Consider the following 25,004-nt stretch of genomic DNA (forward strand, 5'->3'; position numbering starts at 1 on the left):
CTCCAGTTGCATCACCAGGCTTGATTTTCCGGGGGATTTTACAAAAGAGAGATATATACAATACTGGATTTAATTTATCCAGTTAAAGGGCGTTTGACCGGCGCCAGCCTTCCTTCGCATCCCATGTGCGGGTGGCGCGATGTCGGTCGGCTCCAGACGATGACCAGGTCATTGGCGGAGTATCGGAACGCCAATGACTGGATGAAAGCATGATCAGCGCCATTCCCTCCCACAGCACGACACAAGCCCTCCTGCGATATCGCACCGCAACCCTTCTTGGCTGCACGGCAGTCATCGCATTGCTGCCGGCATTCGCATTGGCGCAGGAGACGAACGGCGATGCGACAGTGCTGGAGACAATTACCATCCAGGGAAGTGGCCAGTCGGACAATGACTCCAAGTCAATTGTCGCGGAACGATCAAGTGCCGTCGGCAAGATGCCGGGCGAAATCTTCACCACGCCTGCGACGGTCTCGGTAGTGACCTCCAAGGAAATCGAACAGCGCAAGGCCGATAGCATCGAACAGGTGGTGCAATATACCGCTGGCGTAACAACCGACTACTATGGCTCGGACGAGCGCTACGACTACGTCAAGATTCGCGGCTTTACGCCCTTCACCTATCGCGATGGCCTGATGGTAGGTCGCACCTGGACCGGCGTGAAGGAAGAACCTTATGGCTTTGAGCGTGTGGAAGTGCTGAAGGGTGCCAACTCCACGGGCTTTGGCGTTTCGGATCCGGGTGGTGCAATCAACTATGTGACGAAGAAACCGCGCAGCGAGCGCTTCGGCGAGTTATACGGCACCACGGGCTCTTACGCGCACAAGGAGGCGGGCTTCGATTTTGGTGACAACCTGACCGAAGACGATACGCTGTCCTACCGACTGACGGGGAAATTCGAGCGCTCGGACGGTGAGTTCGACTTCTCGAACAATGATGAGAACTTCGTTCAAGGTGGCCTGACATGGCGGCCGACCGACGCGACCTCACTGACCTTCGTGTTCGACCATCTGGATCGTGATGGTACGCCAAGCAGTGGCGGTCACCCACTCTTCACCGACTTCAACCGCGACCGCTTCTTCGGCGAGCCGTCCTACAACTACGATACGACGAACCGGAACACCTACTCCGTCATGTTGGAGCACGATTTCGGCAATGGTCTGTCGTTCGGCTCCAACACGCGCTACAGCAAGTCGAGAAACGGCTTTGGCTACACCTACATCTATGATGGGGTGGGTGCAGGCGATCCTGCTAATACGCTCGTCGATCGCAACTACTTTGGTAGCGATGGTTCGGCTGAGCATTTCATTACAGATGCCCATTTCCTTTACGAAACCGAATTTGCACAGGTTGAAAGCCGCACCCTGGTTGGCGCCGATTACAGCAATTTCAATTCTCGTGGCGCGAACTACTACACATCTGCGCCACAGATCGACTTTGCTAATCCCGTTTTTGCAGGCGGACCTGGTCCTCTCTCGCCGTTTAGCAGCTCGAATAAGGATCAGGTCAATGGAGGGATCTACCTGCAGCAAGACCTGATTTTCAGCGACCGCGTTACTGCAAGCCTCGGGCTACGCAATGATTGGCTTGATCTGAAAGATGTGGATCCTACAAACAGCACAGCTGAGAGTGGCTCGTACAGCGAGTTGAGCAAAAGAATCGGCCTGAGTTATAAGCTGACAGATGAGCTTGCGACATATGTCAGTTATGCAGAGTCGGTAGCGCCTCCGAGCGCGGGAAGCGAGCCGACCTATGGAAAGCAATATGAGGTCGGCATCAAATATCGGCCGGATTCAATGCCGGCCCTCATTACGGCTTCCATTTATGATCTTACGCTGGAAAACATCACCACCTACGAGGCTCCCGTTTACCTGGCAAATACCGTGAAAGAAGTGCGCCACCGGGGCTTCGATCTCGAAGGAAAACTCGAGCTCACGTCCAACGTCAACTTGATCGGTGCCTACTCCTACATCGACTCGAAGATTGTGGACACTGGCCCAACCTATAACGGCAAGAGGTTTGCCCAGGTGCCGGAGCATATGGCATCTCTTTGGAGCACCTACACCTTGGAAGGAAGCGGCGAGCGCGGTGACATGACCTTTGGAGCTGGAGCGCGTTTCACCGGCTCCTACTACTTCGACAACGCCAACACGCGCAAATCGAAGGGAGCGGTGGTCTTCGACGCTTCGTTCTCTTACAATATTCGGGAGAACACCAGCTTCCAGCTGAACGTTAACAACGTCTTCGATGAGAAGCACATCGCGAACAACGATGGCGGTGCACTCTACTATAATCCCGGACGCACCATCTACGCGACGCTCCGTCAGACCTGGTAGGCAGTCATAGTCCCGGTGAAAACCACCGGGACTTCTCACTCTGAAGGGTGTTTACGTCGCCACGCGGCCGGTGTTTCGCCAGTAAGACTGCGGAAGACCTTGGTCAAATGCGCCTGATCTGAGAAACCAAGCTGCGCGCTGATATCGGCGATGCTCACGCTGGTGTCGCTCAGCATGCGTCTGGCAAGATCGATACGCCGTGACAACTGCCACTGCAGCGGAGTCATCTCAGTGGTTTGCTTGAAGACGGTGGCGAACCAACTCTCGGACAGGCCGACGACATCCGCCATTTCTCGCACGGTTAGACGTCGACCACCGCAATTCGCAAAGTAGGTTGAAAGCCGGTTCAGTTGGGCTTGAGTCAGGCGCCCGCTTGCAGCAGTCTTTTCCTCGTCAGCCACATGCAGATCAAGGAGGCCGGTTACGATGCTGCCGACCAAATTTTCTGCAAATGCCGGGTGTCTGGCGTTCTCGTCCAGTTCATCGACAACCAGATTGGCGAGACTGATCAAAGGTCCGGCCTCTTTGAGCTCAACCGGTCTTTTTGAGACGGCACGAGCAGCAGAAGACCCGACGATTGGAGCGATGTAACGCATCAGGCGATCCTGGTGCAGGTGTAAATCAAGGTGCGAAAAACGATGACGCCGCGTAAACTTCGTCCATAACGGCACGCCGGCAGGTACATAAACCGCGGACGCCAATCCCCGTTCGAAACGATCGAAGCGAGACGATTGATCGGAAACGCGGATATGGCTGCTGACTTCCTTGAAGAACAGCATGATGCGGGGGTCTGGCGAAAGGTAATATCCACTTGCGCCCGCGTGACCTTCAGCCTCCCAGTGCACACCGACGATGCCATCCAGTGAACGCCACCTTGGAGGTGAAACGGCATGGATGCCTTGGATTTCGGTTTGCATTGCGTGAAGATATGTCACCGCACACGCCTTTCAGCCTGTCGCCAAATTCTAAGAACTGGATAAGAGGTCACTTCTGGACACAAAAATCCTGCCCGTCAACAAATTATGAGGATAATTATCAACATATCTCGGGTGAGAGAACGCAGGTTATGTCATCCCGGATACTCAGAGGTGGCATTCTAGATCCGGCGAGATGGCCGATGCGCTATCCCTTGCCACTATAGGCTCTCGTGGTCAGTCCGGCGACTTCGTTTGAGAGAGCCGCAGGCTGAGCCGGGCGCTCAAGCCGCGGCCTGAAGCGGTGTCGCTGAGAGTGATCAAGCCGCCGTGGAGGTCGGCGATCCGACGCGCGATTGCAAGACCAAGACCTGAACCCGGCTTCGCGTTGCCACGGGCAATCTGGTAGAAGCGTTGGAAGACACGACTACGCTCTTCCTCGGGAATACCCGGCCCTTCATCCTCAACTGCGATTGTTCCCGTCGCCGCCTCCGCTCTTGCGCGCACAGTTACGCAATCGCCGTCTGCGCTATGGGCAATCGCATTATCGACAAGGTTGGCGATGATTTCCTTGATAAGAAGTGGATTTCCCGTGACGTTGACGGGATCGTCGGGCGCCTCAAGCACGATATCGATATTGCGGTTGAGAGCTTCAGGCGCTTGCTCTGCCAGGACGTCGGCCGCAAGTCGGCTGAGGTCGACGCGCTGACCGAGATCGACCGTGTCGCTCTTGGAATCGACGCGCGCTAGCACGATCAATTGCTGAAGCATGCGTTGCAGGCGGGTGACGCCGTTCTGCGCTTCGCTCAGTGTTGCTAGAAGATTGTCCTGGCCCGCGGCCTGCCGTTGCAGAAGTTCCAGATGCAGCTTGATGCCCCCTAGTGGCGAGCGCAACTGATGGGAGGCATCGGCAGTAAAATCGCGCACCCCGGCAATCGTTTCATCCAGGCGCTCCATCAATGTATTGATCGCTGAAACGAGATCCACAGCCTCTTCCGGCACCCGCGCGGTATCGATGCGGGCAAAGGGGACAGCGCCGGGTGAAGCCCGCCCCAAAAGCTCCTGACTGATCTCGGTGAGCGGTAGAAGCCCGCGCAGAATGGCCATGTAAGAGAGAATGGCAGCAGCACTGAGGAGGACGGCCTCGAAAAGGACGAGGACCACCAGCATCCGTGCCTCCATATTGAGTCGGCTGTTAAGGGTCTCTGCCATTCTGAAGGTAAGGGGCTGCCCAAAGCCCTCGATGATGCGGCGCGTTATCGCAACGCGCACTTGGTTATTATCCAGATCGGCCGGCACATGCACAATTCGGTCGAGTGGTGCGGTTCCCGTGTCCAGTGCGCAAAGATCCCGATCGCCGCGCTGAAAGCCGCCGCCATCTGAAATACAATAGGCAAATGTATCATTCGCATCGTCGCGCAAGATCTCGATAGCGCCCTGTACCAGCGTGGTGTCGAGATGCGCCGGACCCTGCGCGGTCGCGCGGTCGATGATGGAGACGAGTGCTGCATCGAGCAGCCGATCCTGTGTCAGGCTGACAACGCTGTGGATCAAAAAGGCGCCACCGATGCCAAAGACGATCGCCAGCACCGCAACCGGCAGCACCATGTTTTGCAGAAGGCGCCGACGAATGGACGGCGTCGCGCTCGCATTCATTCACTCAACCTCAAGAATATAGCCGACCCCGCGGATTGTACGGATGTTGGGGCCGTGTGGCTCAAGCTTCTTGCGCAGGCGGCCGAGATGCAGCTCCACAGCGTTAGGCGTGAGTGCATCGTCGAAGTTCGAAATCGCCGAGGCAAGGCGCTCCTTCTGCACCACCTGCCCAGCGCGGCTGAGAAGAAGGACGAGGACCGAATATTCTCGTGGACGCAGGAAGAGCGTGCTTCCCGCCAGCGTTACCGTGTTGGAATTGCGATCGATCGAAAGCGCCCCGCAACTGAGGATCGGGCTCGGCTGATTTTGGCCGCGTCGGACGAGCGAGCGAACACGTGCCTCGAATTCCTCGAGCGCGAAAGGTTTGGTGAGATAGTCGTCTGCTCCAACATCAAGCCCGGCGACCCGGTCGGGGATAGCGTCGCGTGCCGTCAAGATCATCACCGGCGTTGACGAACCAGCTTGCCGCAGTGCCTTCAGCACCGTGAGCCCGTCCATTTCCGGCAAACCGAGGTCAAGTACGACAAGCGCGTAGTCTTCCTCAAGGGCCGCAGCGAGCCCGTCTCGGCCATTGCTGACACGATCAACCGCGTAGCCGGCGGCCACGAGCGCCGAAACGATCCCGCGCGCCAATGACGGGTCATCCTCCACAATGAGGACCCGCATGCCTTCCTCCCTGGTCATAATCTGCTTCGGCCTAGATCAAGCATGGAGGACGGGTGTGGGACAAGACAATTTCTTGCCGCCCGGGCGCCGTGACAGGATGGTGACAGGAATTCCGATGTAAGCGGTTAGACATCAGTATGGTCAAGCTCTAGGTCGTAGCCCCGCCGTCGCCAAGCGACGTGGACTATTACGACTGACGCACGGCCGTTCGCATGAAGACCGGAGGACCCCAAACGGGGTGAGTCTCATGCATAGGGAGAACAATATGACAGCAACTACACGCTCATCCCGCGTCGGCACCGTATTGCGCGTAACAAGCGGCAATTTCCTCGAGATGTTCGACTTTTTCCTCGTCGGCATCTATGCCAGCAATATTGCCAAGACCTTTTTTCCGTCGAACAATGAAGTTGCATCACTGATGCTGACCTTCATGACCTTCGGTGCGGGTTTCCTGATGCGACCGCTCGGTGCGATCTTTCTCGGGGCCTATATCGACAAGATCGGCCGTCGCCAGGGCCTTATCGTCACGCTGTGCATCATGGCGCTCGGCACCGTGCTCATCGCCTTCGTGCCCGGCGTCCAGACCATAGGTCTTTTCGCACCGCTTCTCGTTCTCATAGGCCGCCTGCTGCAGGGCTTCTCGGCGGGTGTGGAGCTCGGTGGAGTCTCAGTCTATCTTTCGGAGATGGCAACGCCCGGCAAAAAAGGCTTCTACGTATCCTGGCAGTCGGGCAGCCAGCAGGTTGCCATCATGGTCGCGGCCCTGCTGGGCTACGCGTTGAACTCTTTGATGCCGCAGAGCACAATGTCGGAATGGGGTTGGCGGATACCCTTCTTCATTGGCTGCGGCATCGTTCCGTTCCTGTTCTATGTTCGGCGCTCGCTTGAAGAGACGCAGGAGTTTGCGGCCCGTCAACATCGCCCTACAATGACGCAGGTATACCAAACGCTGGCGGCCAACTGGGGGATTGTCCTGCTCGGTATGCTGATGGTCGTTATGACGACGGTGTCCTTCTATGCCATCACCGTTTATACGCCGACCTTCGGTAAGACCGTCCTGAAGCTGTCGGAAACCGACAGTCTTCTCGTAACGTTCTGCGTTGCCCTGTCGAATTTTTTCTGGCTGCCCGTCATGGGCTCCGTTTCTGATCGGATCGGTCGAAAGCCTGTCCTCGTGGTCTTTTCGGCGCTCGCACTGGTGACAGCTTATCCGGTGATTGCCTGGCTCGTTGCCGCACCGAGCTTCGAACGCATGCTGATCGCCGAACTCTGGCTCAGCTTCCTGTATGCCAGCTACAACGGCGCCATGGTGGTTGCGCTAACGGAGATCGTGCCGCCGATCGTGCGGACAGCGGGCTTCTCGCTGGCCTATTCGCTGGCAACCGCGATCTTCGGGGGCTTTACGCCAGCCATCGCCACCTACCTCATTGAGGAGACTGGCGATAAGGCAGCCCCGGGTTATTGGCTTGCCTTTGCAGGCGGCTGCGGTCTGGTGGCGACACTTCTCGTCTATCGCAAGGTAACGGACGGCGCACGACCCAGCGCCATGACCGCCAAAGCGTGACGGGCGAAATCGCAAGAGGCCATGTCCGCGCTTTGTTTTCATCAGTCTCTTTCGCTGAACTTAAGTTTCAGCGGGGGGTTCTGGATAGAAACGCTTTATAGCCGTCGTCTTCGCCTTTCAGATCAGTGCGGCTGCAAACGTAACCGCAGGGATCATTCCTAAACCTCCCTTATATGGTGTTCACTTGGTGCAGCGAGGGAACCCTATTTGCATGCCAGACTTTTACCGGTGCACCATTAAGGGAGTTACCAAATGGCATTCATCGAAGCAAAAGATGGGACTAAACTGCACGTCAAGGATATGGGCCAAGGTCGCCCGGTAATCCTCATTCACGGTTGGCCGCTAACTGGCGATATGTTCGAGTACCAGACCGTCGCCCTTTTGGAATCGGGCTTTCGTGTCATCACCTATGATCGTCGTGGTTTTGGCCAGTCGGGACATCCCGCGAGCGGCTACACATACGACACCTTCGCCGACGACCTTGCCGCCGTCATCGATGGCCTTGAACTCCAAAACGTCAGCCTTGTAGGCTTTTCCATGGGTGGCGGCGAAATAGCCCGTTATCTCTCTCGCCATGGCGCGTCGAAAGTGTCGAAAGCCGTCCTCGTTGCGTCCGTTGCCGGCTATCTTCTAAAGGACGAGAGCAACCCTGACGGTGTCGATGCCAGCGTGTTTGAAGGCATGAAAAAAGACATTCGCAAAGACAGGTTCGACTTCCTGCAAAGCTTTGCCAAGACCTTTTATGGTGTCGGCCTGGTGACCAGCCCGGTCAGCCAGGGAATCCTGGACTGGTCTTTCGTTCTCGGAGTGATGGCGAGCCCGAAGGCCACAATCGATTGCGTTGACGCCTTTGCCAAGACCGACTTCCGTCCCGATTTTGCAGCATTTACAATCCCCACGCTCGTGATCCACGGTACGGGTGACAAGACAGTTCCTATCGATCCAACGGGTCGGGCCGCTGCGAATGGTATCGCCGGAGCAAAACTCATCGAGTATGACGGAGAACCCCACGGCCTGTTTGCGACAGTACCTGACCGCTTGAACCAAGACCTGATCGAGTTTCTTGCCTGATTTCGCAGGGTGGGCGGATGGTATGATCTGCCCACCTCATCTATCGTCCGACCTCATTCCGACAGATCCACGAAAACTTTGATACCCTCATGCGAGGTCTGACGACACGCGTTGAGCCGCATGTTTGTCGGCCGATGAAATTCTCCCTAAATTGATTTCGTATGGTGAGAAATTAACTTCGTCGTTCTCTGGAACATCGCCCGATCGCTTTCGTTCTCCCACGCCTATTATTAGGCTCTAAAGGGAGAGAACGAGATGGCGACAGCCGAAAAATCGAGCAAGGAAAATAAGTCTTCGAGAACCGCCGCTAAAAAGACCGCGCGCGCCTCTGGGACCAAAAGTGCGGCTGCGAGCACCGACGCGCGTAGGAAGCGTGCACAGGCTGTGGCAAGCAAGTCTGCCGCCAAGAAAGCGACGCGCGTCTCCGCGAAGGACGACAAAAGTCTTTCTGATCTTTTCGAGCACGCGCTTGGCGACATTTATTACGCTGAGAAAAAGATCTACAAGTCTTTGCCAAAGATGATCAAGGCAGCGGATCACCCTGAGCTGGTGCAAGCACTGACGTCTCATCGCGAAGAAACTGCCGGTCAGATTGAGAAGCTTGAGGCAATTTTTGAGCTCCTGGGCAAGCGCGCTAAGGCTGAAAAGTGCGACGCTATCGACGGAATTCTGGAAGAGAGTGAAAGCCTCTTGGAGGATTTTGGCTCGAGTGTTGCCGCAGACGCGGCAATCATCTTCAGCTGTCAGGCGATCGAGCACTACGAGATTACCCGTTATGGTTCGATGCGCGCTTTCGCAGACGCGCTTGGCATGGATGAGGCCAAGCAGCACATCGATGACATCCTAGCGCAGGAGAAAGCCGCTGACGCGAGCCTCACGGAACTTGCTGAAGACTCGGTGAATGCCGCCGCAAGCGACTACGACGAAGAGTAATCTCGTCACTCCAACAACGAGGGCTGGTCTGCACTCAGTGCGACCAGCCTTTTTCGTCATCTTCCAACACATGAGCAAGAAGGCCTAGCATTTATCGCTCTTTCGCCTTCTCTTCGCCACCGGTTCCGCCAGACGACGTCATTGCAAGGGTTGCAGCCCTGCGAATGGAGGAGGGGCATCTGCGTGCCAAAAAGCGATATCAGAAATTTCCCATATGATCACAGACGCTTAAAGTAATTTTTCTGAAGAGTTACGTGAAGGTTGCTTCTGATTTTTCTCGCCCGTGGGAGAAGTGCATGCAGATCAACGGTCCGGCCACGTCCATGCTGGGGGCTCGACGTTCCCAACGATCGTTTCGCCGTTTTCCTTCTCCAGTGCCAGCATCTGCGCCCCATGGTGGGAGAGCGCATCAACCAGGGACTTGGCATGGCTCACGACGATGACCTGACTGCGCTCGCTGGCCGATGCAATCATGCGTGCAAGTGGTTCCAACAAGCTCGGATGCAGGCTGCCTTCTGGCTCGTTCAATACCATCAGTTCTGGGGGGCGCGGCGTGTGAAGGGCTGTTGCCAGTGCGATATAACGCAAGGTTCCGTCCGAAAGTTCTGAGGCATCGAGAGGGCGGAGAAGCCCGCGTTGACGCATAGACAGACGAAACAGACCGTCGGCAGCACCGATTTCGACGGACGACCCAGCGAAGGCGTCCTCGATCGCTTCGTCGAACGCCGGTCCATTGCCGATCTCCCGCACTGTCTGAATGGCTGGCGCCAGGTCCGCACCATCGGACGCGAGCGCGACCGTGCGCGTTCCGATCCGAGGACTGCGCGCCGGAGCGTCTCGATCAATCCGGAAGTGGTCGTAAAAGCGCCAAGCCCGCATGCGTTCGCGAAGAAGAAGTAGTTCGACCGCATCGGTCGGGTCAGCGGCGCGCATCATCATGCTCTCAAAAGGCGCGAGGTCAGTGACGACAGGCCGCAGGCGACCATTTCTGTCCTGCACCAGAACAGAGGCATTGCTCCTCCGGGCGATGGCATTGTGCCTCGACAGCCTCTCGCCGACCCAGACAGCTTCCGCCTTTACGACCGGATCGTGCCCGAACAGCGACACGTCCTCCCGGCTGGCGCCGGGACCGGGGATAGGAAGACCCAGATCGATTGCATAGCCGTAGTCCTCGGACGCAAATCCAAGACGAAGTGAAACGGGACCGGCGCCGATGTTGCCCTGCATAGGTGACCGCCCTGAGCGCATTGCAACCGAGTAGCCTGATCCTCCTGCCCACATGGTCGATCGCAGACCACCCTCCGCGGCGAGGGAAGCAATTGCTTGACCCTGCGCAACGTCCGCAAGCAGACGTAGTGAACGATATAGGCTCGACTTTCCGCTTCCGTTTGCGCCCGTTACCACATTCAATCGTTCGAGCGGAAGGACAAGACTGCGAAGTGAACGATAGCCGGATACAGCAAGGGTAATAAGTGCCATGGATGATTTGTAGCATAGAAGAGACTTGGTTGCATGGGCGTTCACTTCGCTATCAACATGGACGCTTCGGGACACAAGTAGCCCTACGATCGGCTTGGTCGCCTCCATTTTTGGGCTAGCACGCTGCCTGAAGGTCGAGTGCTCGATGCCACGGGCTTCTTTGCTGCTCTTCTCCATCATGCTCATGATAGCATCATCGTCATCTGTCGGACTGGCCAGGCGCGATGGCGATCCTGCCCCAGGAGAAAGCGTCCCCGAGGCACGAAGGTGATAAGCCGATCGAGCATCGGATCAGGTAGCGGCAAGACAAAGGAAATTATTACTGGCGAGGCTGGACGAACAAGGGCGGGCCGTGGACGGAGTGCTTGCAGAACTGGCGTTGTTATTGGATGACCCGGAGGTTGCGTGTTCGACACATAAAAGCGGAGATTGAGCGGCATTTTTCAATTTTTGGCTTTAAAGTTATTGCGGGTTCATTCGTTGATGCTATTCCTGCGTGCAGCTGATTCTGTGTTGGGGATTATGGATGAAGAAGATCGTTCCTGTGCTTCTTTTGGCCTTGCTGAGTGCTTGTGCAAGACCGTCTGATGGTCCCACTGCAGGAAACATTAGGTCAGCAACTCTCCCGAATACCAACGAGAAAATTGCGGTCATCGATCTTGCGAATGCTCCTGCTTCGACATCGAACGCGAGTATCATGTCTTACTCTGCTGGCCCCGGTCTCGCAGCATTGCGGAACACAGGATACAACGCTCAGCGTCTGCGGCGCGGAGACGTCGTCGATATCACCGTGCTCGATACGGGCGAAGATGGTCTTTTCTCGTCCACGCAGAGCAAGACGCTCAACCTTGGTCGATTCACCGTAGACCAAAGCGGCAACGTCAATCTGCCATTCGTGGGTAGACAGAGGGTGATCGACTCCACGCCAGAGGGACTGCAGAACCAGGTTGTTGCAGGATTGAAGGGATCTGCCGTTAATCCGCAGGCGGTCGTGACAGTCGTCGACAAGCCGACAAGTGCTGTGATGGTCAGCGGGGCGGTCAAGACACCAGGCAAGATCGCTTTGACGGCGCGACAGGAACGGGTTCTCGATGCGATCAGCCAAGCGGGTGGCCCGGCAGTGGCGCCGGGGGCTGCGACGGTGACGATCGTTCGCGGTCAGCAGAGAGCAAGCGCAACCCTTGATCGGGTGATGCGTGAAGATCGACAGAATGTTCGTTTGTCGCCTGACGATCAAATCATGATTGACGGGGACGCATCCAGTTTTACGGCACTTGGCGCGTTCAAGAGTGCGGGCGAATTTCAATTTGAAACCGGCAAGTTGACGCTTGCCCAGGCGGTTGGTCGTGCAGGCGGTCTTCTTGACGATCGCGCCGACTCGCGCAATGTCTATGTCTTCCGGACCGAAGAGGTGCCGCTCCGCTCGGTCGGTCCGACTGCGTCCAAGGAACGTGCCGAAATTTTAACGCAGAAACGCCCTGTGATTTACCGTGTGAACATGCGTGACGCTTCCAGCATTGCGCTGATGCAGATGTTCCAGATGCAGAAGGGTGATGTTCTCTATGCCAGCAACGCGCCGCTTGTTGATGCCGCCAAGCTGTTGACGGTGTTCCAGAAGAGCGTACCGACAGCAGCAGCGCCCCAGCCGGGAAGCGCGAACTGAGCAGGTCAGGCTAACCAGCTGGAAGGCGACAGCGCCGACTTTTAGCCTGATATCATGTCCAGAATCTCCCGAGCGCTTTGCGGTCGGTCTTCTGGACGCAACTGGCAGCATTGCTTTATCAATTCGCTCCAGATTGACCTCGGCGCATTTATTTTGCTTGCGAGCTTTTCGGCCAGCTTTCCAATGGCATAGATATCGTGAGACGGATGGGCTTCCTCCCCTTGCAGCTGCTCGGGAGCTGCAAATTCTGGCGATCCCGCGCGCTTTATGCCGATATCTCGATGCCTGGACCCTATCGGAATGGCGATGCCGAAGTCTCCAAGCAGCGATTGTTCGAAATCGTATCCATGCAGGAAAATGTTGTTCGGTGCCACGTCGCAGTGAACAAGCCCCTCTCGATGTATCGTGTCGAGTGCAAGGAGAACGCTTCTCACGATCATTGAGGCTTCTTGTTCATTGAGCAGTTGCTCTTGTGATAGAGAAGCAAGCGTGAGCGGACGCCATGGCATCACCAATCCCGGTCTGCCGTCCTCTAGACGTAACAAGGTTGATGTCTCGAGGATGTTGGGATGCCTGAAACGCAGTCCCGTTTCTGCTTCTCGACGCAGAGATTGTGCAGTAACAATGTCGTCGCGACAAGTTGGTCGCAGCGTCTTGAGCGCGTGCGACGTGCCGAGATCGATATGGCGCAAATGCAGGACTTCTGTGCGGTCGCTCGTGAAGGTGACCGTCTCGACAAGGAAGGTGTTTGCGATCCGGCCAAAGTTTTGCGCGTAGATCGTGGATGCGTTTCGGTCGAGCGCGTTGCGGATCTGGTCGAGCAATTCCAATGCATCCTGGGATGGGCGCAGGCCTTCGTTCCCCTGCTGAATGGCGCGCCAGAGATCGGCATAACGCTGCGCTACCAGGCCCTGATCATTGCTTCTATCTCGGCACACGGTCGTGCCCAATCACGATGGCGCTGATATTGTCTCTTGCGGTCTCGATCAGCGCTTCCTGTATGAGCGCTTCGGCGCAGTCCTCGATCTTCGTTTCGGAGAGAAGTTCAGCGACCACGCGTTCCTTCAGTTGCTGGACGAGCGGAAAACTGCAGAGCAGCAACCTGTCGCTCCACCCCCAGTTTTCCCGAATAATGTCGGGCCGGAATTGCTGCGAGTGCCCGATATATTGCGCCAAAGTTCTTTTCATTCCGACAATCACGTGGTCGCGTGTCAGCGGATGCATGGTTCCATCCCTCAAAAGATAGGCTCGCGCATCGCCCGACCACAAGACGGTGATCGTCTGATTGAAGATCGATGCCGCAACGACGCTTGCTCCCGGACGCAAAGCGCCTTCGCCGACCTGTCGGGACAGAAGGAGGCTGTTGACAGTACCGAGTTTCCCTCTGATCGTCTGTGGATCGACGCTATGCTCGCTGCCTGCTGTCACATCGGCAAGAAGGTTTACGGTCAGCCGGGCTGCTTCGGCTGCCGCGTGGCCTTCTCCTATGCCGTCCGCGATGGCAAAGAGCGGAGGGTCACTGGATACGAAGAGCGAGTCCGCGTTGGCCGCCAGTTTCGTTCCGGAATGCGTCGCATAGCTGTAGATGATCGAGGTCGACGTAACAGGTTTCGCTGCAAGCGGGAGAGCAACCGGCGCTTTGGGCGCAAGTGTCGGGGACTTGGCCGCGCCCACTTGCTGCTGCTTTTCGGAGCGAGGGGCAGGTTCTGGCGGAAGCTTGTTATCTTGGAAAAGCTTGATGAAATCTGCCGTGCCGGGCCTACCGTCCAGCTTCACGCCCTTCGGGCGGCGGGTTTCCGCATCGATCTGCCACCAGAGGCTCGTCGGTTTGTCGCGGTTGTGTGTAGGAACTGGAGCATCATCATCCTCCTTGGGTTTGGGGAGGCGAAGCCGCTTTATCGCTGTGGTGAAGCGGTTCATGTCGAAATCCTCGGACATCGAGGTTTCAGCCAGAGCCTCTGCAGCCATGAACCAGGTTTCGTCGAGATAAAGCGTTCTTGGGTGCAGTCGAAATCTGGTAAGTTGCGCCAGAATTACCAGCGGATATCTTCGACCGACGCGGTCCCGGCTCGGCAGCAAGACGCCGACATAGGCGGCATCGCCCCACACGCCGATTTCGGAGATGAAGCGCGTCGGCGCAGCGTTGGAAAAAACGGAGGACCAACGCGCACCGTATTGGTCGGCGCATGCGTGCATGCCAGCTCTTAGCCACTCATCCAGTCTTGTTATGAATTCACGGTCCAGGCCCTCGGAAATGAAATCTCCGTGGCTTGGTACTTTGCCGAAAAAGCCGATACGGTCGCTGTCCGACGCCGCAACGGCCGGCTTTGGATCTGGCTTAGTCATCAGCCAGGCGTGATCTGTCTTCGGTTGTTGCCGTCATTGCGCATGAAGTTCCTCTCCTTGATTGGTCTTCTCACCTCTGGTCAAAATTGCGTCGGGCAGGAAAATTGCGACAGCGCATCCAACCTGAAGGGGTTAAGGACAGATCCGAACTGAATGTCGAACTCCGCGGTCTGCCCGTCATTTTCGAAGCGCGCCCGGAGGATGTCGCCCGTCTGGGCCTCGATTGTCGCATCATCGAACAGCCGAAAGGGAGACCAATCGCCATTTTCGGTCTTCGCCTGCTGCCAGCCACCTGGCTGAAAGGCGATGCGAGACAGGTTGGCGGAATTCTCCTGAGAAGGCCAGTGGATCGATTTTGCCTGGATTGGACCGTGGTAGTAAACCACCCGCTCTCCTTCAATTTCCAGCATGACAGCACTGGACTGCTCGCTGAGCGAGACCGGCTTCACATTGATCGAAACGACCGGCACCTCGCTGCCATTCGGGAAAAATGCCCGAGAAATTTTGTCGGCATTTTCGAACTGGGCGATGGCTTCACTTGGAATCCCCGCCGAGCCAAAGGTGCCCTTCCAGCTCCACGGCGTCGTTGTCTTGTCGACAAAGGGCTCCATCCGCTGCTTGAAGAAAGTCTGGAAGACACCCTTCGGTCCGAAAAGCCTGGTAAAGTCCGCCATCGCCACATCTCTCGAGGATGCCCGGTCAAATGGGTATCGTCCGGCAACGACCGACGAGCACAGCGACGCAGAGTCCGAAGCCCAAAGATCGGCGATGCGGCTGCGTGCGGATTTCACCGCAAGTGATCCCACATCTGCCGCAATGCCAGCGATCCAGACGTCCAGCGGGGCAGGCAGTTGCCGCGCCTGTTGCAGCAGGTCCTGATTGGACTTGGTCAATTGACTGTCAACATCGAAGACCTTCGCCACCTCGTCCGAGGTGGTGGAAGAGCGTGCCAGCTGTTCGTTGAGTGTCTTCAGATTGGCGAGAAGTTGTTCGGATGGAGTACCGGCTGTCTTGTTCTCTGCCGACTGTGCGTCCGCTACCGAGGCCGCAGATTTTTCAGCCAGCATATCGCGCAGCCGTGCATAGGGATCGACGGCATTGACCGTCGCCGAAAGGATCGTCGCCGTTGCGTCGCCATCGGCAGTGGAGGCGAGCGTGGTAAGGTTCGCGCCGACATTCGGCCGTAGATCGGTTGCATCGGCAATGGACTTGGCTGCCTCCACGACGATATTCCGGTCGTTTGCCAAAATCCGCGTGGTCTCGACGGCATCACCCAGCGTTTGCGATGGCTTCACCCGGATGTCCGAGAGCACATCCGCCCAGCGCTTTTCAAAACGGTCGAAGTAGATCTGCAACGCGGCCTCAGCCACCTGTTCCACAGTCGCGCCACGCACGGCGTCATCCGAGCCTCGAACCCAGGCTTCGGAGAGCGCCACGCGCGAGGCATAGGCTACTTGCGGGATTACCACATTGCGATAGCCATCCGCCGTGAACAGACCTTCGATGCCGTCCACCATGGGTGTCTTGCTGCGGCGCTCGAAGGCGCGCTCTCCGAGCGGCCCGAAAGCTGCGGCTGGTGTCCACTCCGGCAGAGCCCGCGCTTGCGGCAAGCCTGCGAGGATGTCGTAAGCACGTGCGCTGACGCCCTGGTCCTTGATCGTCTCACGTGCTTTCGCAATCAATCGGGCATCGAGTTCGATGGGAGCGAGATTCCCATTGGCGAGGGCGCGGGCATGGTCATTAAGGGAGGCGCGCGCTGCCGCTCTCCCGTCGCCAGGATAAAGAGAAGCAAACATGTCTTCAGCCTGCACCGTCATGAAATCGCGATCCAGACCGCCAATCCCGCCCAGCATGCCGTACAGTTTCAGCGAATTGAACGTTCGCGTGACATCCTTCTCGTCCTCCAACTGCTTCTGCAATTGCACGATCATGCGCGGCAGAAGAAGGGCGTTGAGGGCGCGTTGATAGGCATCCCTCTGGCGTCCGGCGATCTTGTCCTTCTGATCGAGGCCAAAGCTGATATTCCACAGACGGTCCTTGGAAAAGCCAGAGCTGGCATCCCGCAGATTGTCCAAAGCGGGCATGATGCGCAGAAAATCCGCGTCGGACACATCCCGCACGGGAATGCCCTGCACCAGCCGTTCATAGGTGTCGAGCTTCTGATCCGCTTCGGCAAGCGCCTGGGTGTTTGAGTAATAGGTACTGATCCAACCGGTAAAGACGATCGCGGCGACAATTGCTGCTGCACCATAGGCCAGACGCCGAACCAGATGCTGGCGCCCCGACAGGCGCTTGTCGCGCATGACGAGCGCTGCTTCCGGGAAGATAACATCCTTGAACAGGCGTGACAGGAAGTAGCTTCGTCGCGTCCGCGTCGTTGCGATGTCCGTCGCTTCTTGGGTGCCCGAAGCAAAATAGATGCCACGCAGAAGCGGTGCCTCGATGAGGGGGGAACTGGCACAAAGTTCAGTCAATGCCTCGTGCAAGCGATCCTTCAACTTGGCAAGTTCTGCCGGGAAGCGGAAGATGCGCCCGCGGATCTCTGTATTCTGCTCCTGCTGCAGCCGCTCGATGAGCATGGCATCCACACGCTGTTGAAGAAGCTCGAATTCTTCCAGGAAGCGTTGGGGCAGAGACTGGGACGTGTAGCTCTCGTCCAGCTTGAAGGTCGTGCCCCATACCTGCTGGCGGTCAGTCTTGTTGAAGCCATCGAAGAATTCGACGAAACCATCCAGAAGGTCGGCCTTGGTCAGCACGAGATAAACAGGGACGCGCGCATGGAGATATTCGTCGAGCTCGGACAGGCGCTGGCGCAGCGAACGAAGTTCCTGCCGCTGTTCTTCCGGATCGCGGGTCAGAAGATCGTGGATCGATAGCGTCACCAATGCGCCGTTGATCGGCTGCGAACGGCGGTAGCGACGAAGCAGATTGAGGAACCCCTCCCAGCCGGCTTTTGAAGACCCATCCAGATCATCCTGCGTCGTATAGCGACCGGCGGTGTCGATCAGGATCGCTTCGTCGGAGAACCACCAATTGCAGTTTCGCGTTCCGCCAACGCCCCGGACCGCGTTTTCTCCAATTGCGTCACCCAAGGGAAATTGCAGGCCGGAATTTGTCAGTGCTGTGGTCTTGCCTGAGCCCGGAGCACCAAAGATCACATACCAAGGGAGATCGTAGATATAGCCGAAGCGCTTTTTGGTGATGCGGCGTAGAAGCGCCAGCGCTTCCTTAAGCCGCGTCTGGATTTCGCCCACTTCTGCGTTGCGATTGGCCAGCGCCTCCTGCTCAAGGCTGTCGATCAGTTCCTTGTCCTGCTTGCGGGCGCGCAACAGGGCAATGGTGATATATACGACCCAGACGAGGAGAATGACGCCGATGGCAATAAGCCGCGCCTGCGTCGTGCCGAACGGTTTGAAATTTCCAAAGGCAACAAGATAGCCGTAGAACCAGATGACGACACAAAGGGCGATGGCCCACAGAAGCGAGATGAAGCGACGCCCGACGAGCGAGGCGTAGCTTTCGACATAAGCCCGGATTGTATAAAAGTAACTCAGCGGATTCATTGCTGGGCTCCTGGCTGCTGTCCCGGTGTGGTGGTGATGGTTGGCGAGAGAATGCCGGCGTCGCTCAGTTTCTCGTCTGGGTTGGTCAGCACCATGATTTCAGTGCGGCGGTTCATCTCCCGTCCCTCGGACGTATTGTTGTCCGCGATCGGATCGCTGTCTGCGCGTCCCTCAGTCAGGATTGCTTCCGGGCCGGTAAATTGGGCAAGAAGATCGCCGACGGCTTTTGCGCGCGCTTCGGATAGGTGCCAGTTGGACGGGAACTGAACGGTTTTGATTGGCACATTATCCGTGTAGCCGATGACCACGGCGCGGAATTTCTCCGCCGACAATGCCCCGCCGATGCGCTGGATCAGATCGCGAAACTTCGGGCTCACCTCGGCGCTGCCCGTCTCGAAAAGGCCGGAATTGTTGATGCGAACTCTCAGACGTCCGTTCACTTCGGCCAGCGTCACCAGCTTCTGCTGGACTTCTGGCTCGAGGAACTCCATCAGCTTTTGAAGCCGAGTTGGCTCAGGCGGCTTTATCACTGGCGGTGCTTCGGCGACCTTCGGTGCTTCCTCCTTAGCCTGAGGCGGTTCGGGCGGGGCAGGCGGTGCTGCAATCAGCACGCTCGGTGTTTGGGTTGGCGGTAGCTTGGCAAGGCGCTCGAATGTCGCATCGGAGGCGTCGTTGAGTGACAGCGTGAAGAAGAGATAGCCAAGTGCAAAGGCGAGTGCCAAAAGCGAAAGCAAGGTCCACAGCGCCGACATGGTTTTCAAGGGCGTATGCCGGGCTTCCACGCCCTGCCAGTGGGGGGAAAGTTCGCGTTCGAACACGCCATATTGGCCGATCAGTGTCTTATAGAGACTGTCACGGATGCGGGCGAGTTCCAGTGCGCCTTTGGGAGAAACACGGGTGCGTCCTTCAAATGCAAGCGAAAGGCACAGATAGATCAGCAGCAGCAGGTCCTTGTTGGCGCCAGGCGACTGATGGAAATGATCCAGAATATCGAAGACGCGATCGCCGCCCGTCACGTCGTTGTGGAAGGTGGAGACGAGGCCTGAGCGCGCCCAACCAGCCCTGACACCCCAGGGCTTGCTGAGGATCACGTCGTCCACAGTGGCGCAGACGACATAGTGGGCGGCTCTGGCACGTTCAGGGCTGATCCGAGCGGACGCAAGGTCGCGTTCATAGCGCGTAATGGCTTCGAGGCAAGCGCGGCGTAGATGGTCCGGATCCGGCTGCACATCGCTGAAACGAAGCACGTGGGCAAGGTTGAGCAGCGGCGCGGCAGATTGCACCAGCGTCGGCACCTCCTCTCCACCGAAACGGAAGTTCGACAGCAGAGAATCGATCGGCAATGCGCCCTTTTCGCCGTGCGGTCGCTCGACCGGGTCGGTGGGCTCGATGATGTCGTCAAGCAACGCCGCCATATTGCGGGAATTCTGGTTGCGTAGACGGCTTTCCTCGGTAATTTCCACCACCGTTGGCAGATCCTGCCATGAGGAGGACTTTTGGTCACTCATTCGCGTAACGCCCACATTTCCATCTCAAGTCCGGGGAAATCGCCTGCCAGATGCAGAGCGATTGCGCCGGATGTCTCGAGTTGTTTCCACAAGGGTGCCTTGGTATCGATTTCGAAATAGATGGTACCGGAGCGATAAGGGAGCTGGCGTGGCAGGACCGGCAGCGAGCGCACCGGAATACCGGGCAGCGCAACATTGACCAGCTCCGAGATCCGCTCGACCGGCCCGACCTTGATCTGCGCTGGCAGCCGGCGGCGAATGTCTTCGGCTGGCATGTCGGCCCGCACCGCAAGCACGAAGCCTGCATCGCGGAGAAGCCCGCGGTCGTGGATCGTTCCGACCCGTACGCCATGGCGACGCTCGACGAGCTCGATTGCGACGGCGGCCTGTTCGAGTACCGCAGAGAGCGATGCTCGCAGGTCATCGAAGACAGCGGCAAAACTGGCTTTCAGATCGTCATGGCGGTAGGGCAGAAAATCCGTGGCACGCTTCTTCTCCGTCGTGAAGGTGGCAAGCTCGCCGGCGAGCTGGAGGCACTCTTCGTAGAAGCGGATCGGATGCATACGCGTGGCGTTAGCCGCAAGATGGGCCAGCAGCGGATCGGCGCGATTTAGGATTTGCAGTAGAAAGTAATCGCCGACTTCCGCCGTGCCACGGATCGTTGGGTCGCCGATGCGTTCGGAGATTGCCTGGGCGCGATGGCGAACGATGCCGAGAAGCTCCGTCATCAACTCATTCAGGCGGGATGACGCTGCGCAATTGAGGCTAGGCGGGATAAAATCTGGATCAAGAATGACGGCACGATCGGATCGCACTTCGATGACGCGCGCCAGTCCTATCAAATCATAGCCGGAGACATCGTCGCCGGTCTTCAGGAATTTCAGGCTGAGGCGACCGACATCGATCGGCGCGACGAAATCGGTATCCACATTGGCGTCCGTCGCCTCGTAGCTCGAGGCGACGAAACGAACACTGTTGGTCTCCGGCCTCGGAATCGACGACATATCGGCCTTACCGGGTCGGCGGGCCGGAAGCGCCAGATAGAGGGTGGCGTTCTTGACCGTCTCGTCCAATTCCAGGGGAGGAGGAAGGTCGGTATCTCCCGGAGCTTCGAATGGTGTGCCGTCAGGTAGTATCCCTCGAATATTCGAAAGCGCGAACTGGCCGATCGCAAGCGCGCTGCGGTCCACGCCGACTTCCGCGACGCCCCAGGGATAGGCTGAAAGGTTGCGCGTCGTGTTGCGCACCAATCGCTCGGTCCAGCGATCGGACTGCTGGAAGTGTTGAACGCGAAGGAACATTCCTTCGCTCCAGGCAACGCGGTTCTCATGCCTCATCTTGCTTGCTCACCCCCTGATACTGTGATTTTTTGCTCTTCGTATCGTCCAGCTCCATGGCCTCTCCAAGCGCGGCGCGCTGTAGGAATTGCCGGACCGACAACTGGCGTCCGTTTTCTTCGAATTGCTTTTTGTAGAAGGCCCAATAGTCTGGTCCGGAAAGTATGCCTCGCCAGTCTTTGCGCTCGATCTTCGAGCGTAGATCGTTGCCGAGATCGGCTTTCGCCTCCAACAATCTCGGTTCCAGCCTTTGCGTGGAGACGCGCATCAGATTGTCGAGTGAGATTGAAAGAAGTCTCTGTTGTCGCACCAGTGTCTCGAGCCGTGCAGCCACACTGGTATGTTCCACATGGCCATCCAGCTCATCCTCAATGCCGAGGGCTGCGAGGCTGTCTGCACACGCCTTCTCCAGTTGTGAGATGAGTTCAGTGAGACCGCTGTCTGACGGTAAGGCAACGGATTCCACGGGTTCGGCACCGAGCACCTGATCAGGCTCGGTAAAAATGGTGTCGAAGTCGTCACGCGTTGGGGTGACGGGCCGTGAGACCTTGACCGGAGTGTTCAGAGCATCCGTATGCTCGTGCCTGCTGCTTTCCGCCGGCGCTTCATTCCAATCGTCCGGCAGGATGGCTCCAATGCCCGTAGACGAGGGCGGCCCGCTCCAGCCGATCTCCACATTGCGGGAGATCGATTTCCCCTTTTTGGGGACATTGTAATTGATGTCATCCTGCCAGTCGTCATTGGCGATAGCGTTACCAAGCACTCCGCTGGCCGAGCGCCCCGCCGGCGCGATATCGGAAAGAATGGCGGAGATCGTCAATTGTTCGTCGCTGACCCTCAACGCCTGGTCAGGATCGCCGAAATCCATGTCCGGTTCGCCCATAATGGCGACTTCGAAGGTTTGGCTGCCGATATCGATCCGCGAGCCGTTATTTAAGGGCGCCGATTGGCCTTCGAGCAGCAATCGACCATCGACCATTGTGCCATTCGCGCTCTGATCGATGATGGAGAAGCGCTGCCCCTCGCGGATCAGGGTGCAGTGAAGCTTGGAGACGCGCCGTTCGCCATCAACGATTTGCCAGTCGCAGTCGTTGGATCGGCCGAGCATGCGCTTGCCGTGTTCGAAACTCCAGCGCGACGGCTGGAAGCGGCCATCCGGTTGCTTTTCCTTCAGCACCAGTTTCATGCTTTAGCCCCCAAACGATCGAGCGCAATACCCTCGCGTTCGGTCACGATCGCATCCGCGCTGTCTTTGTCCGCAGGTGCTATGCGCGCCCAGCTATTCCAGCCAAGCCGTGCGGGCGTATCTGACTGGCCGAGCTGACAGAAGGGGATATCTTCTTTTCTCAGGATCACCTGCACATCGAATTCGAGTGCGCTGCCGGTGAAAAGCCGCGTCAACGCGAAGATTTCCGAGAGACGGTGGGAGCCGGGCGAAAGCGCCAGATAATCGGCGTAGCCGACCGGCCCGATGACGATCCGGAAACCGCCGGCGAAATCCTCAATACTGCTTCCGGCTGTCGTGTTCTGCCCCAAAAGGAGCCCGCCGTGCTGGCCCAACTGGCTCTGCTCATGGCTTGGGATCGATACCCACCGGCGCCGGAACTGTTTGACCTTAACAGGTAGCCCCGTGAACTCACAAAGTATCGAGGTCAGCCCCGTTGCATTTCTGGTGCGGTTAGCAAGCAGGCCGCTGAAGCGAAGCAACACATCCTGCTTCACGCCGGCTTTTTGTGCGGTACCCATTGTGCCGAAGCCCGTCAGGGACAGTAGCGTCCTGCGAAATGCACTTGCTTTGTGATTGTCCGACCAGCGAAGTCCGCGTGCCAGCCGGTATTTTTCCGTCGCAGAAACAAAGAGTTCACTGAAACGGGTAGCAAATAGGTTGAAGAAGCTGGCAAGCGCCTTGGAGCGATTGCGCTCTTCTCGCTGAAGGAGTTCATTATAGGCGGGAGGCAATGAGCCGAGCGGTCCGACGATAGGAGCAAGTGCGGAGCGCAGGTCCGCATCCGCACCCTTTTTGCGGAAGCCACCGACGAAAGCCGTGATAGGGCTCGTCCCGCCGTGCGCGCCGACAGTCAGTTTCTCGGCGTCGGCGATGTGCTGTGCCACACGAAACGCCGTCGGTGGATCGAAACGACCGGGATCGCGGCTGAGGAGCGTTTCCTGTTTTTGCTTGAGGCTTTCTGCTTGGGTTTGCATGGGCTCTCCTAAAGCAGCGGGCGATCTGCCGCGCGCGCAGGCCATCGGGCAATCGGCTCGGAATGGCCACGCATGGTCACGGTCAGGCGCGTAAAGCTGTTGATGGAGGTATAGAGACCAAAGAAATGGTTGAGAACATTGGCAAAGACATAGGCTGCTGCCCTGTCGATCAGCGATGGATCGAACTCTACCGTCACATCCGTTCCGGGCACCATAGCGGAACCAAGTCGCGCATGGGAATTTTGCGCCTCGACGTTGGAAATTGAATCGACCAGCTGACGCGTTTCGGGCGAATCCCGAAAAGCATAGAGCGACAGAATGTCTTTTAGCGGCGCGCCACCATTGTCGAACAGAGAGAGATGGTTCAGCAGCAGGTGCGAGATCAGGCGCCATTCGCGAGCAGTCCGCTCGTTCATGCGAATGGCGGGTGTAGGCGGCATCAGCGCGTGGATAGACTGAACTGCCTCGTTACCGGCAGAGAGTTGCAAGTAGGGGTGTCCGCCGCCGAAGGGCAACTGGCTCGGCAGTTCGCGGTTGATGCACAGCGTATCGACACTGGCGACAATATCGATCGGCCCCAGCGGTCCGCGCTTCTCGTCGACAAAGGCAATATCGGTGTCGGAAGAAGCATCATCCTCATCGAAGCGGCGGTAGGTTTGCCAGAAGACATTCGAACCGTTGCTTTTCTGCGTGCGGCCAAAGAACGGTGATGTCTTCTCGACCTGCCCGTCGCGGGTTGTGAGTTGGACATTCTCGACCGAGTAGATTTCGCGCGTGCGCTGACGGCGCGCGTCCGGCAAGAGCCGATACTCCGTCCTCGTCCCGTCTAGGTTCAAAGGCTCGCAGCTTTGCTGAAAGAGATTGATGACTGGCGATGCGTTCAACACCAGATCCTTGGCTGAGACCATGCGTTCAAGCCTAGCATCTGCGGTGTTCAAATAGATGTAGAGCTCGCAGTCGCCACCGGGCCAGCGGTCGAGCCCGTCAATGTCGATGAACAGGAACTTTTGCGGTAGCGCAAAGAATTCCGTAAGGAGACGGTAACCATCAAAGCTGTTTGGGGGATAGGGCAGCATGGCTTGGTCGCGCGCAAAGCCGGAAGGTTTTAGATTGTTCGCAGGAAGGAAAACCGCCTGCGGATCATCCGCATGGCGTGCCAGCGCCATTCCGACGCAATTATTGGCGAGCAATTCATAGAGCGCTGTCGCTTGTTGCCAGGCCGAGGAAATGAACAGTTGTAGCTTCGCGAGCCCCATTTCCTGAAATGTAGAGGGCCTCGGAGAGGTGGTACGCAGTGAGATCCGCAAGCAGCTCGCTGCACCTGCCGACGCGGTTGAAAACGGCGCATCGATAGGTTGGCCGGAAAGCGTTGCTCCAGAGATGGCAAGAGGCGTGATTTCAACATCCTGCGTGGTGCGGAAGCGGCAGCTTTCGCCATTAATGGGCTCTGCCAGAATCTCACTATGGCGCGCGAGCCTCTGAACCGTCGCAAGTGTAGCGCCTGGCTCAAACTGCACGACGCTTATGGACGGCAGCGGCGCCAAATAATGGGGGTAAAGCGTTTCGAGCAGACTGTCGGAAAGCTCAGGAAATTCATCATCCAGCTTTTGGCGCACGCGCGCGGCGGAATAGGCAAAGCTTTGGATCAAGCGCTCGACATGGGGATCGTCGGCGACATCTCCCGTCATGCGCAGCCGTCCGGCGATTTTGGGAAAGGCCGCCGCAAAGCGTGATGCTCGCTTTCTCAGCGCATAAAGCTCATCATT

Annotated in this window: 17 protein-coding genes and 1 pseudogene; 5 read left to right on the forward strand and 13 right to left on the reverse strand. The window is 57.5% G+C overall.

The annotated features are described in order from the left end of the window. Positions 1 to 209: 209 nt before the first annotated feature. A complete protein-coding gene (locus tag EYC79_RS11345; protein ID WP_130978044.1) occupies positions 210 to 2,336 on the forward strand; it encodes a TonB-dependent siderophore receptor in 2,127 nt (708 codons plus the stop codon). A gap of 35 nt (positions 2,337 to 2,371) precedes the next feature. Here EYC79_RS11345 and EYC79_RS11350 read toward each other — a convergent pair whose 3' ends face one another. From EYC79_RS11350 to EYC79_RS11360, 3 genes are all read right to left on the reverse strand, one after another. Continuing rightward, the gene (locus EYC79_RS11350; protein WP_130978045.1) at positions 2,372 to 3,271 is read right to left on the reverse strand and encodes a helix-turn-helix transcriptional regulator; all 900 of its coding nucleotides are present in this window, start codon (positions 3,269 to 3,271) and stop codon (positions 2,372 to 2,374) included. A 216-nt stretch (positions 3,272 to 3,487) separates the two neighbouring features. After that, a complete protein-coding gene (locus EYC79_RS11355) occupies positions 3,488 to 4,906 on the reverse strand; it encodes a sensor histidine kinase (protein ID WP_130978046.1) in 1,419 nt (472 codons plus the stop codon). Next, positions 4,907 to 5,572, reverse strand: coding sequence for a response regulator (locus tag EYC79_RS11360; protein WP_112360823.1), 666 nt, complete (start codon positions 5,570 to 5,572; stop codon positions 4,907 to 4,909). A 265-nt stretch (positions 5,573 to 5,837) separates the two neighbouring features. On the opposite strand from EYC79_RS11360, the gene tcuC reads away from it, so the two are divergent. The 3 genes from tcuC to EYC79_RS11375 all read left to right on the forward strand — a co-directional run bounded on the left by tcuC (position 5,838) and on the right by EYC79_RS11375 (position 9,140). Continuing rightward, positions 5,838 to 7,136, forward strand: a complete 1,299-nt coding sequence (gene tcuC, locus EYC79_RS11365) for an MFS transporter (RefSeq protein ID WP_082478970.1) — start codon at positions 5,838 to 5,840, stop codon at positions 7,134 to 7,136. A gap of 252 nt (positions 7,137 to 7,388) precedes the next feature. Continuing rightward, positions 7,389 to 8,207, forward strand: coding sequence for an alpha/beta fold hydrolase (locus tag EYC79_RS11370; protein ID WP_130978047.1), 819 nt, complete (start codon positions 7,389 to 7,391; stop codon positions 8,205 to 8,207). Positions 8,208 to 8,462: 255 nt separating this feature from the next. Beyond that, the gene (locus tag EYC79_RS11375; protein WP_130978048.1) at positions 8,463 to 9,140 is read left to right on the forward strand and encodes a YciE/YciF ferroxidase family protein; all 678 of its coding nucleotides are present in this window, start codon (positions 8,463 to 8,465) and stop codon (positions 9,138 to 9,140) included. A 303-nt stretch (positions 9,141 to 9,443) separates the two neighbouring features. On the opposite strand, the gene EYC79_RS11380 is transcribed toward EYC79_RS11375, so the two are convergent. Together EYC79_RS11380 and EYC79_RS24040 are read right to left on the reverse strand one after the other, a co-directional pair. Then, on the reverse strand, positions 9,444 to 10,367 hold the full coding sequence (locus EYC79_RS11380) for an AAA family ATPase (protein WP_335625467.1): 924 nt from the start codon (positions 10,365 to 10,367) through the stop codon (positions 9,444 to 9,446). Positions 10,368 to 10,451: 84 nt separating this feature from the next. Beyond that, positions 10,452 to 10,805 (reverse strand): annotated as a pseudogene (locus EYC79_RS24040) (AAA family ATPase); the annotation flags it as partial. Between the two features lie 340 nt (positions 10,806 to 11,145). On the opposite strand from EYC79_RS24040, the gene EYC79_RS11385 reads away from it, so the two are divergent. Continuing rightward, entirely contained in the window at positions 11,146 to 12,282 is a 1,137-nt protein-coding gene (locus EYC79_RS11385) for a polysaccharide biosynthesis/export family protein (protein ID WP_113273353.1), read from the forward strand. A 41-nt stretch (positions 12,283 to 12,323) separates the two neighbouring features. Here EYC79_RS11385 and EYC79_RS11390 read toward each other — a convergent pair whose 3' ends face one another. From EYC79_RS11390 to tssF, 8 genes are all read right to left on the reverse strand, one after another. Further along, positions 12,324 to 13,232: a protein kinase domain-containing protein gene (locus tag EYC79_RS11390; protein ID WP_130978050.1), complete on the reverse strand. Its 909-nt coding sequence runs from the start codon at positions 13,230 to 13,232 to the stop codon at positions 12,324 to 12,326. Continuing rightward, a complete protein-coding gene (gene tagF, locus EYC79_RS11395; protein WP_130978051.1) occupies positions 13,207 to 14,628 on the reverse strand; it encodes a type VI secretion system-associated protein TagF in 1,422 nt (473 codons plus the stop codon). The genes EYC79_RS11390 and tagF overlap by 26 nt, the downstream gene beginning before the upstream one ends. 80 nt (positions 14,629 to 14,708) lie before the next feature. Next, on the reverse strand, positions 14,709 to 18,191 hold the full coding sequence (gene tssM / locus EYC79_RS11400; protein WP_130978052.1) for a type VI secretion system membrane subunit TssM: 3,483 nt from the start codon (positions 18,189 to 18,191) through the stop codon (positions 14,709 to 14,711). Next, positions 18,188 to 19,699 carry a type VI secretion system protein TssL, long form gene (gene tssL, locus EYC79_RS11405; protein ID WP_113260311.1) on the reverse strand — a complete coding sequence of 504 codons (1,512 nt, stop codon included), beginning with the start codon at positions 19,697 to 19,699 and terminating at the stop codon, positions 18,188 to 18,190. The genes tssM and tssL overlap by 4 nt, the downstream gene beginning before the upstream one ends. Continuing rightward, positions 19,696 to 21,036 carry a type VI secretion system baseplate subunit TssK gene (gene tssK, locus EYC79_RS11410; protein ID WP_112360829.1) on the reverse strand — a complete coding sequence of 447 codons (1,341 nt, stop codon included), beginning with the start codon at positions 21,034 to 21,036 and terminating at the stop codon, positions 19,696 to 19,698. The genes tssL and tssK overlap by 4 nt, the downstream gene beginning before the upstream one ends. Then, the gene (locus tag EYC79_RS11415; protein ID WP_130978053.1) at positions 21,026 to 22,222 is read right to left on the reverse strand and encodes an FHA domain-containing protein; all 1,197 of its coding nucleotides are present in this window, start codon (positions 22,220 to 22,222) and stop codon (positions 21,026 to 21,028) included. The genes tssK and EYC79_RS11415 overlap by 11 nt, the downstream gene beginning before the upstream one ends. Next, the gene (gene tssG, locus EYC79_RS11420) at positions 22,219 to 23,238 is read right to left on the reverse strand and encodes a type VI secretion system baseplate subunit TssG (RefSeq protein ID WP_130978054.1); all 1,020 of its coding nucleotides are present in this window, start codon (positions 23,236 to 23,238) and stop codon (positions 22,219 to 22,221) included. The genes EYC79_RS11415 and tssG overlap by 4 nt, the downstream gene beginning before the upstream one ends. A gap of 8 nt (positions 23,239 to 23,246) precedes the next feature. Further along, on the reverse strand, positions 23,247 to 25,004 hold a 1,758-nt coding region (gene tssF, locus EYC79_RS11425), incomplete at its 5' end, for a type VI secretion system baseplate subunit TssF (protein WP_130978094.1).

The organism is Agrobacterium cavarae (assembly GCF_004310285.1).
GTDB lineage: Bacteria > Pseudomonadota > Alphaproteobacteria > Rhizobiales > Rhizobiaceae > Agrobacterium > Agrobacterium cavarae.

Coding starts and splice junctions, on each gene's coding strand:
- EYC79_RS11345 (WP_130978044.1), top strand. CDS start 210: ATGATCAGCGCCATTCCCTCCCACAGCACGACACAAGCCCTCCTGCGA.
- EYC79_RS11355 (WP_130978046.1), bottom strand. CDS start 4,906: ATGAATGCGAGCGCGACGCCGTCCATTCGTCGGCGCCTTCTGCAAAAC.
- EYC79_RS11360 (WP_112360823.1), bottom strand. CDS start 5,572: ATGCGGGTCCTCATTGTGGAGGATGACCCGTCATTGGCGCGCGGGATC.
- tcuC (WP_082478970.1), top strand. CDS start 5,838: ATGACAGCAACTACACGCTCATCCCGCGTCGGCACCGTATTGCGCGTA.
- EYC79_RS11370 (WP_130978047.1), top strand. CDS start 7,389: ATGGCATTCATCGAAGCAAAAGATGGGACTAAACTGCACGTCAAGGAT.
- EYC79_RS11375 (WP_130978048.1), top strand. CDS start 8,463: ATGGCGACAGCCGAAAAATCGAGCAAGGAAAATAAGTCTTCGAGAACC.
- EYC79_RS11380 (WP_335625467.1), bottom strand. CDS start 10,367: ATGCAGGGCAACATCGGCGCCGGTCCCGTTTCACTTCGTCTTGGATTT.
- EYC79_RS11385 (WP_113273353.1), top strand. CDS start 11,146: ATGAAGAAGATCGTTCCTGTGCTTCTTTTGGCCTTGCTGAGTGCTTGT.
- tagF (WP_130978051.1), bottom strand. CDS start 14,628: ATGACTAAGCCAGATCCAAAGCCGGCCGTTGCGGCGTCGGACAGCGAC.
- tssM (WP_130978052.1), bottom strand. CDS start 18,191: ATGAATCCGCTGAGTTACTTTTATACAATCCGGGCTTATGTCGAAAGC.
- tssL (WP_113260311.1), bottom strand. CDS start 19,699: ATGAGTGACCAAAAGTCCTCCTCATGGCAGGATCTGCCAACGGTGGTG.
- tssK (WP_112360829.1), bottom strand. CDS start 21,036: ATGAGGCATGAGAACCGCGTTGCCTGGAGCGAAGGAATGTTCCTTCGC.
- EYC79_RS11415 (WP_130978053.1), bottom strand. CDS start 22,222: ATGAAACTGGTGCTGAAGGAAAAGCAACCGGATGGCCGCTTCCAGCCG.
- tssG (WP_130978054.1), bottom strand. CDS start 23,238: ATGCAAACCCAAGCAGAAAGCCTCAAGCAAAAACAGGAAACGCTCCTC.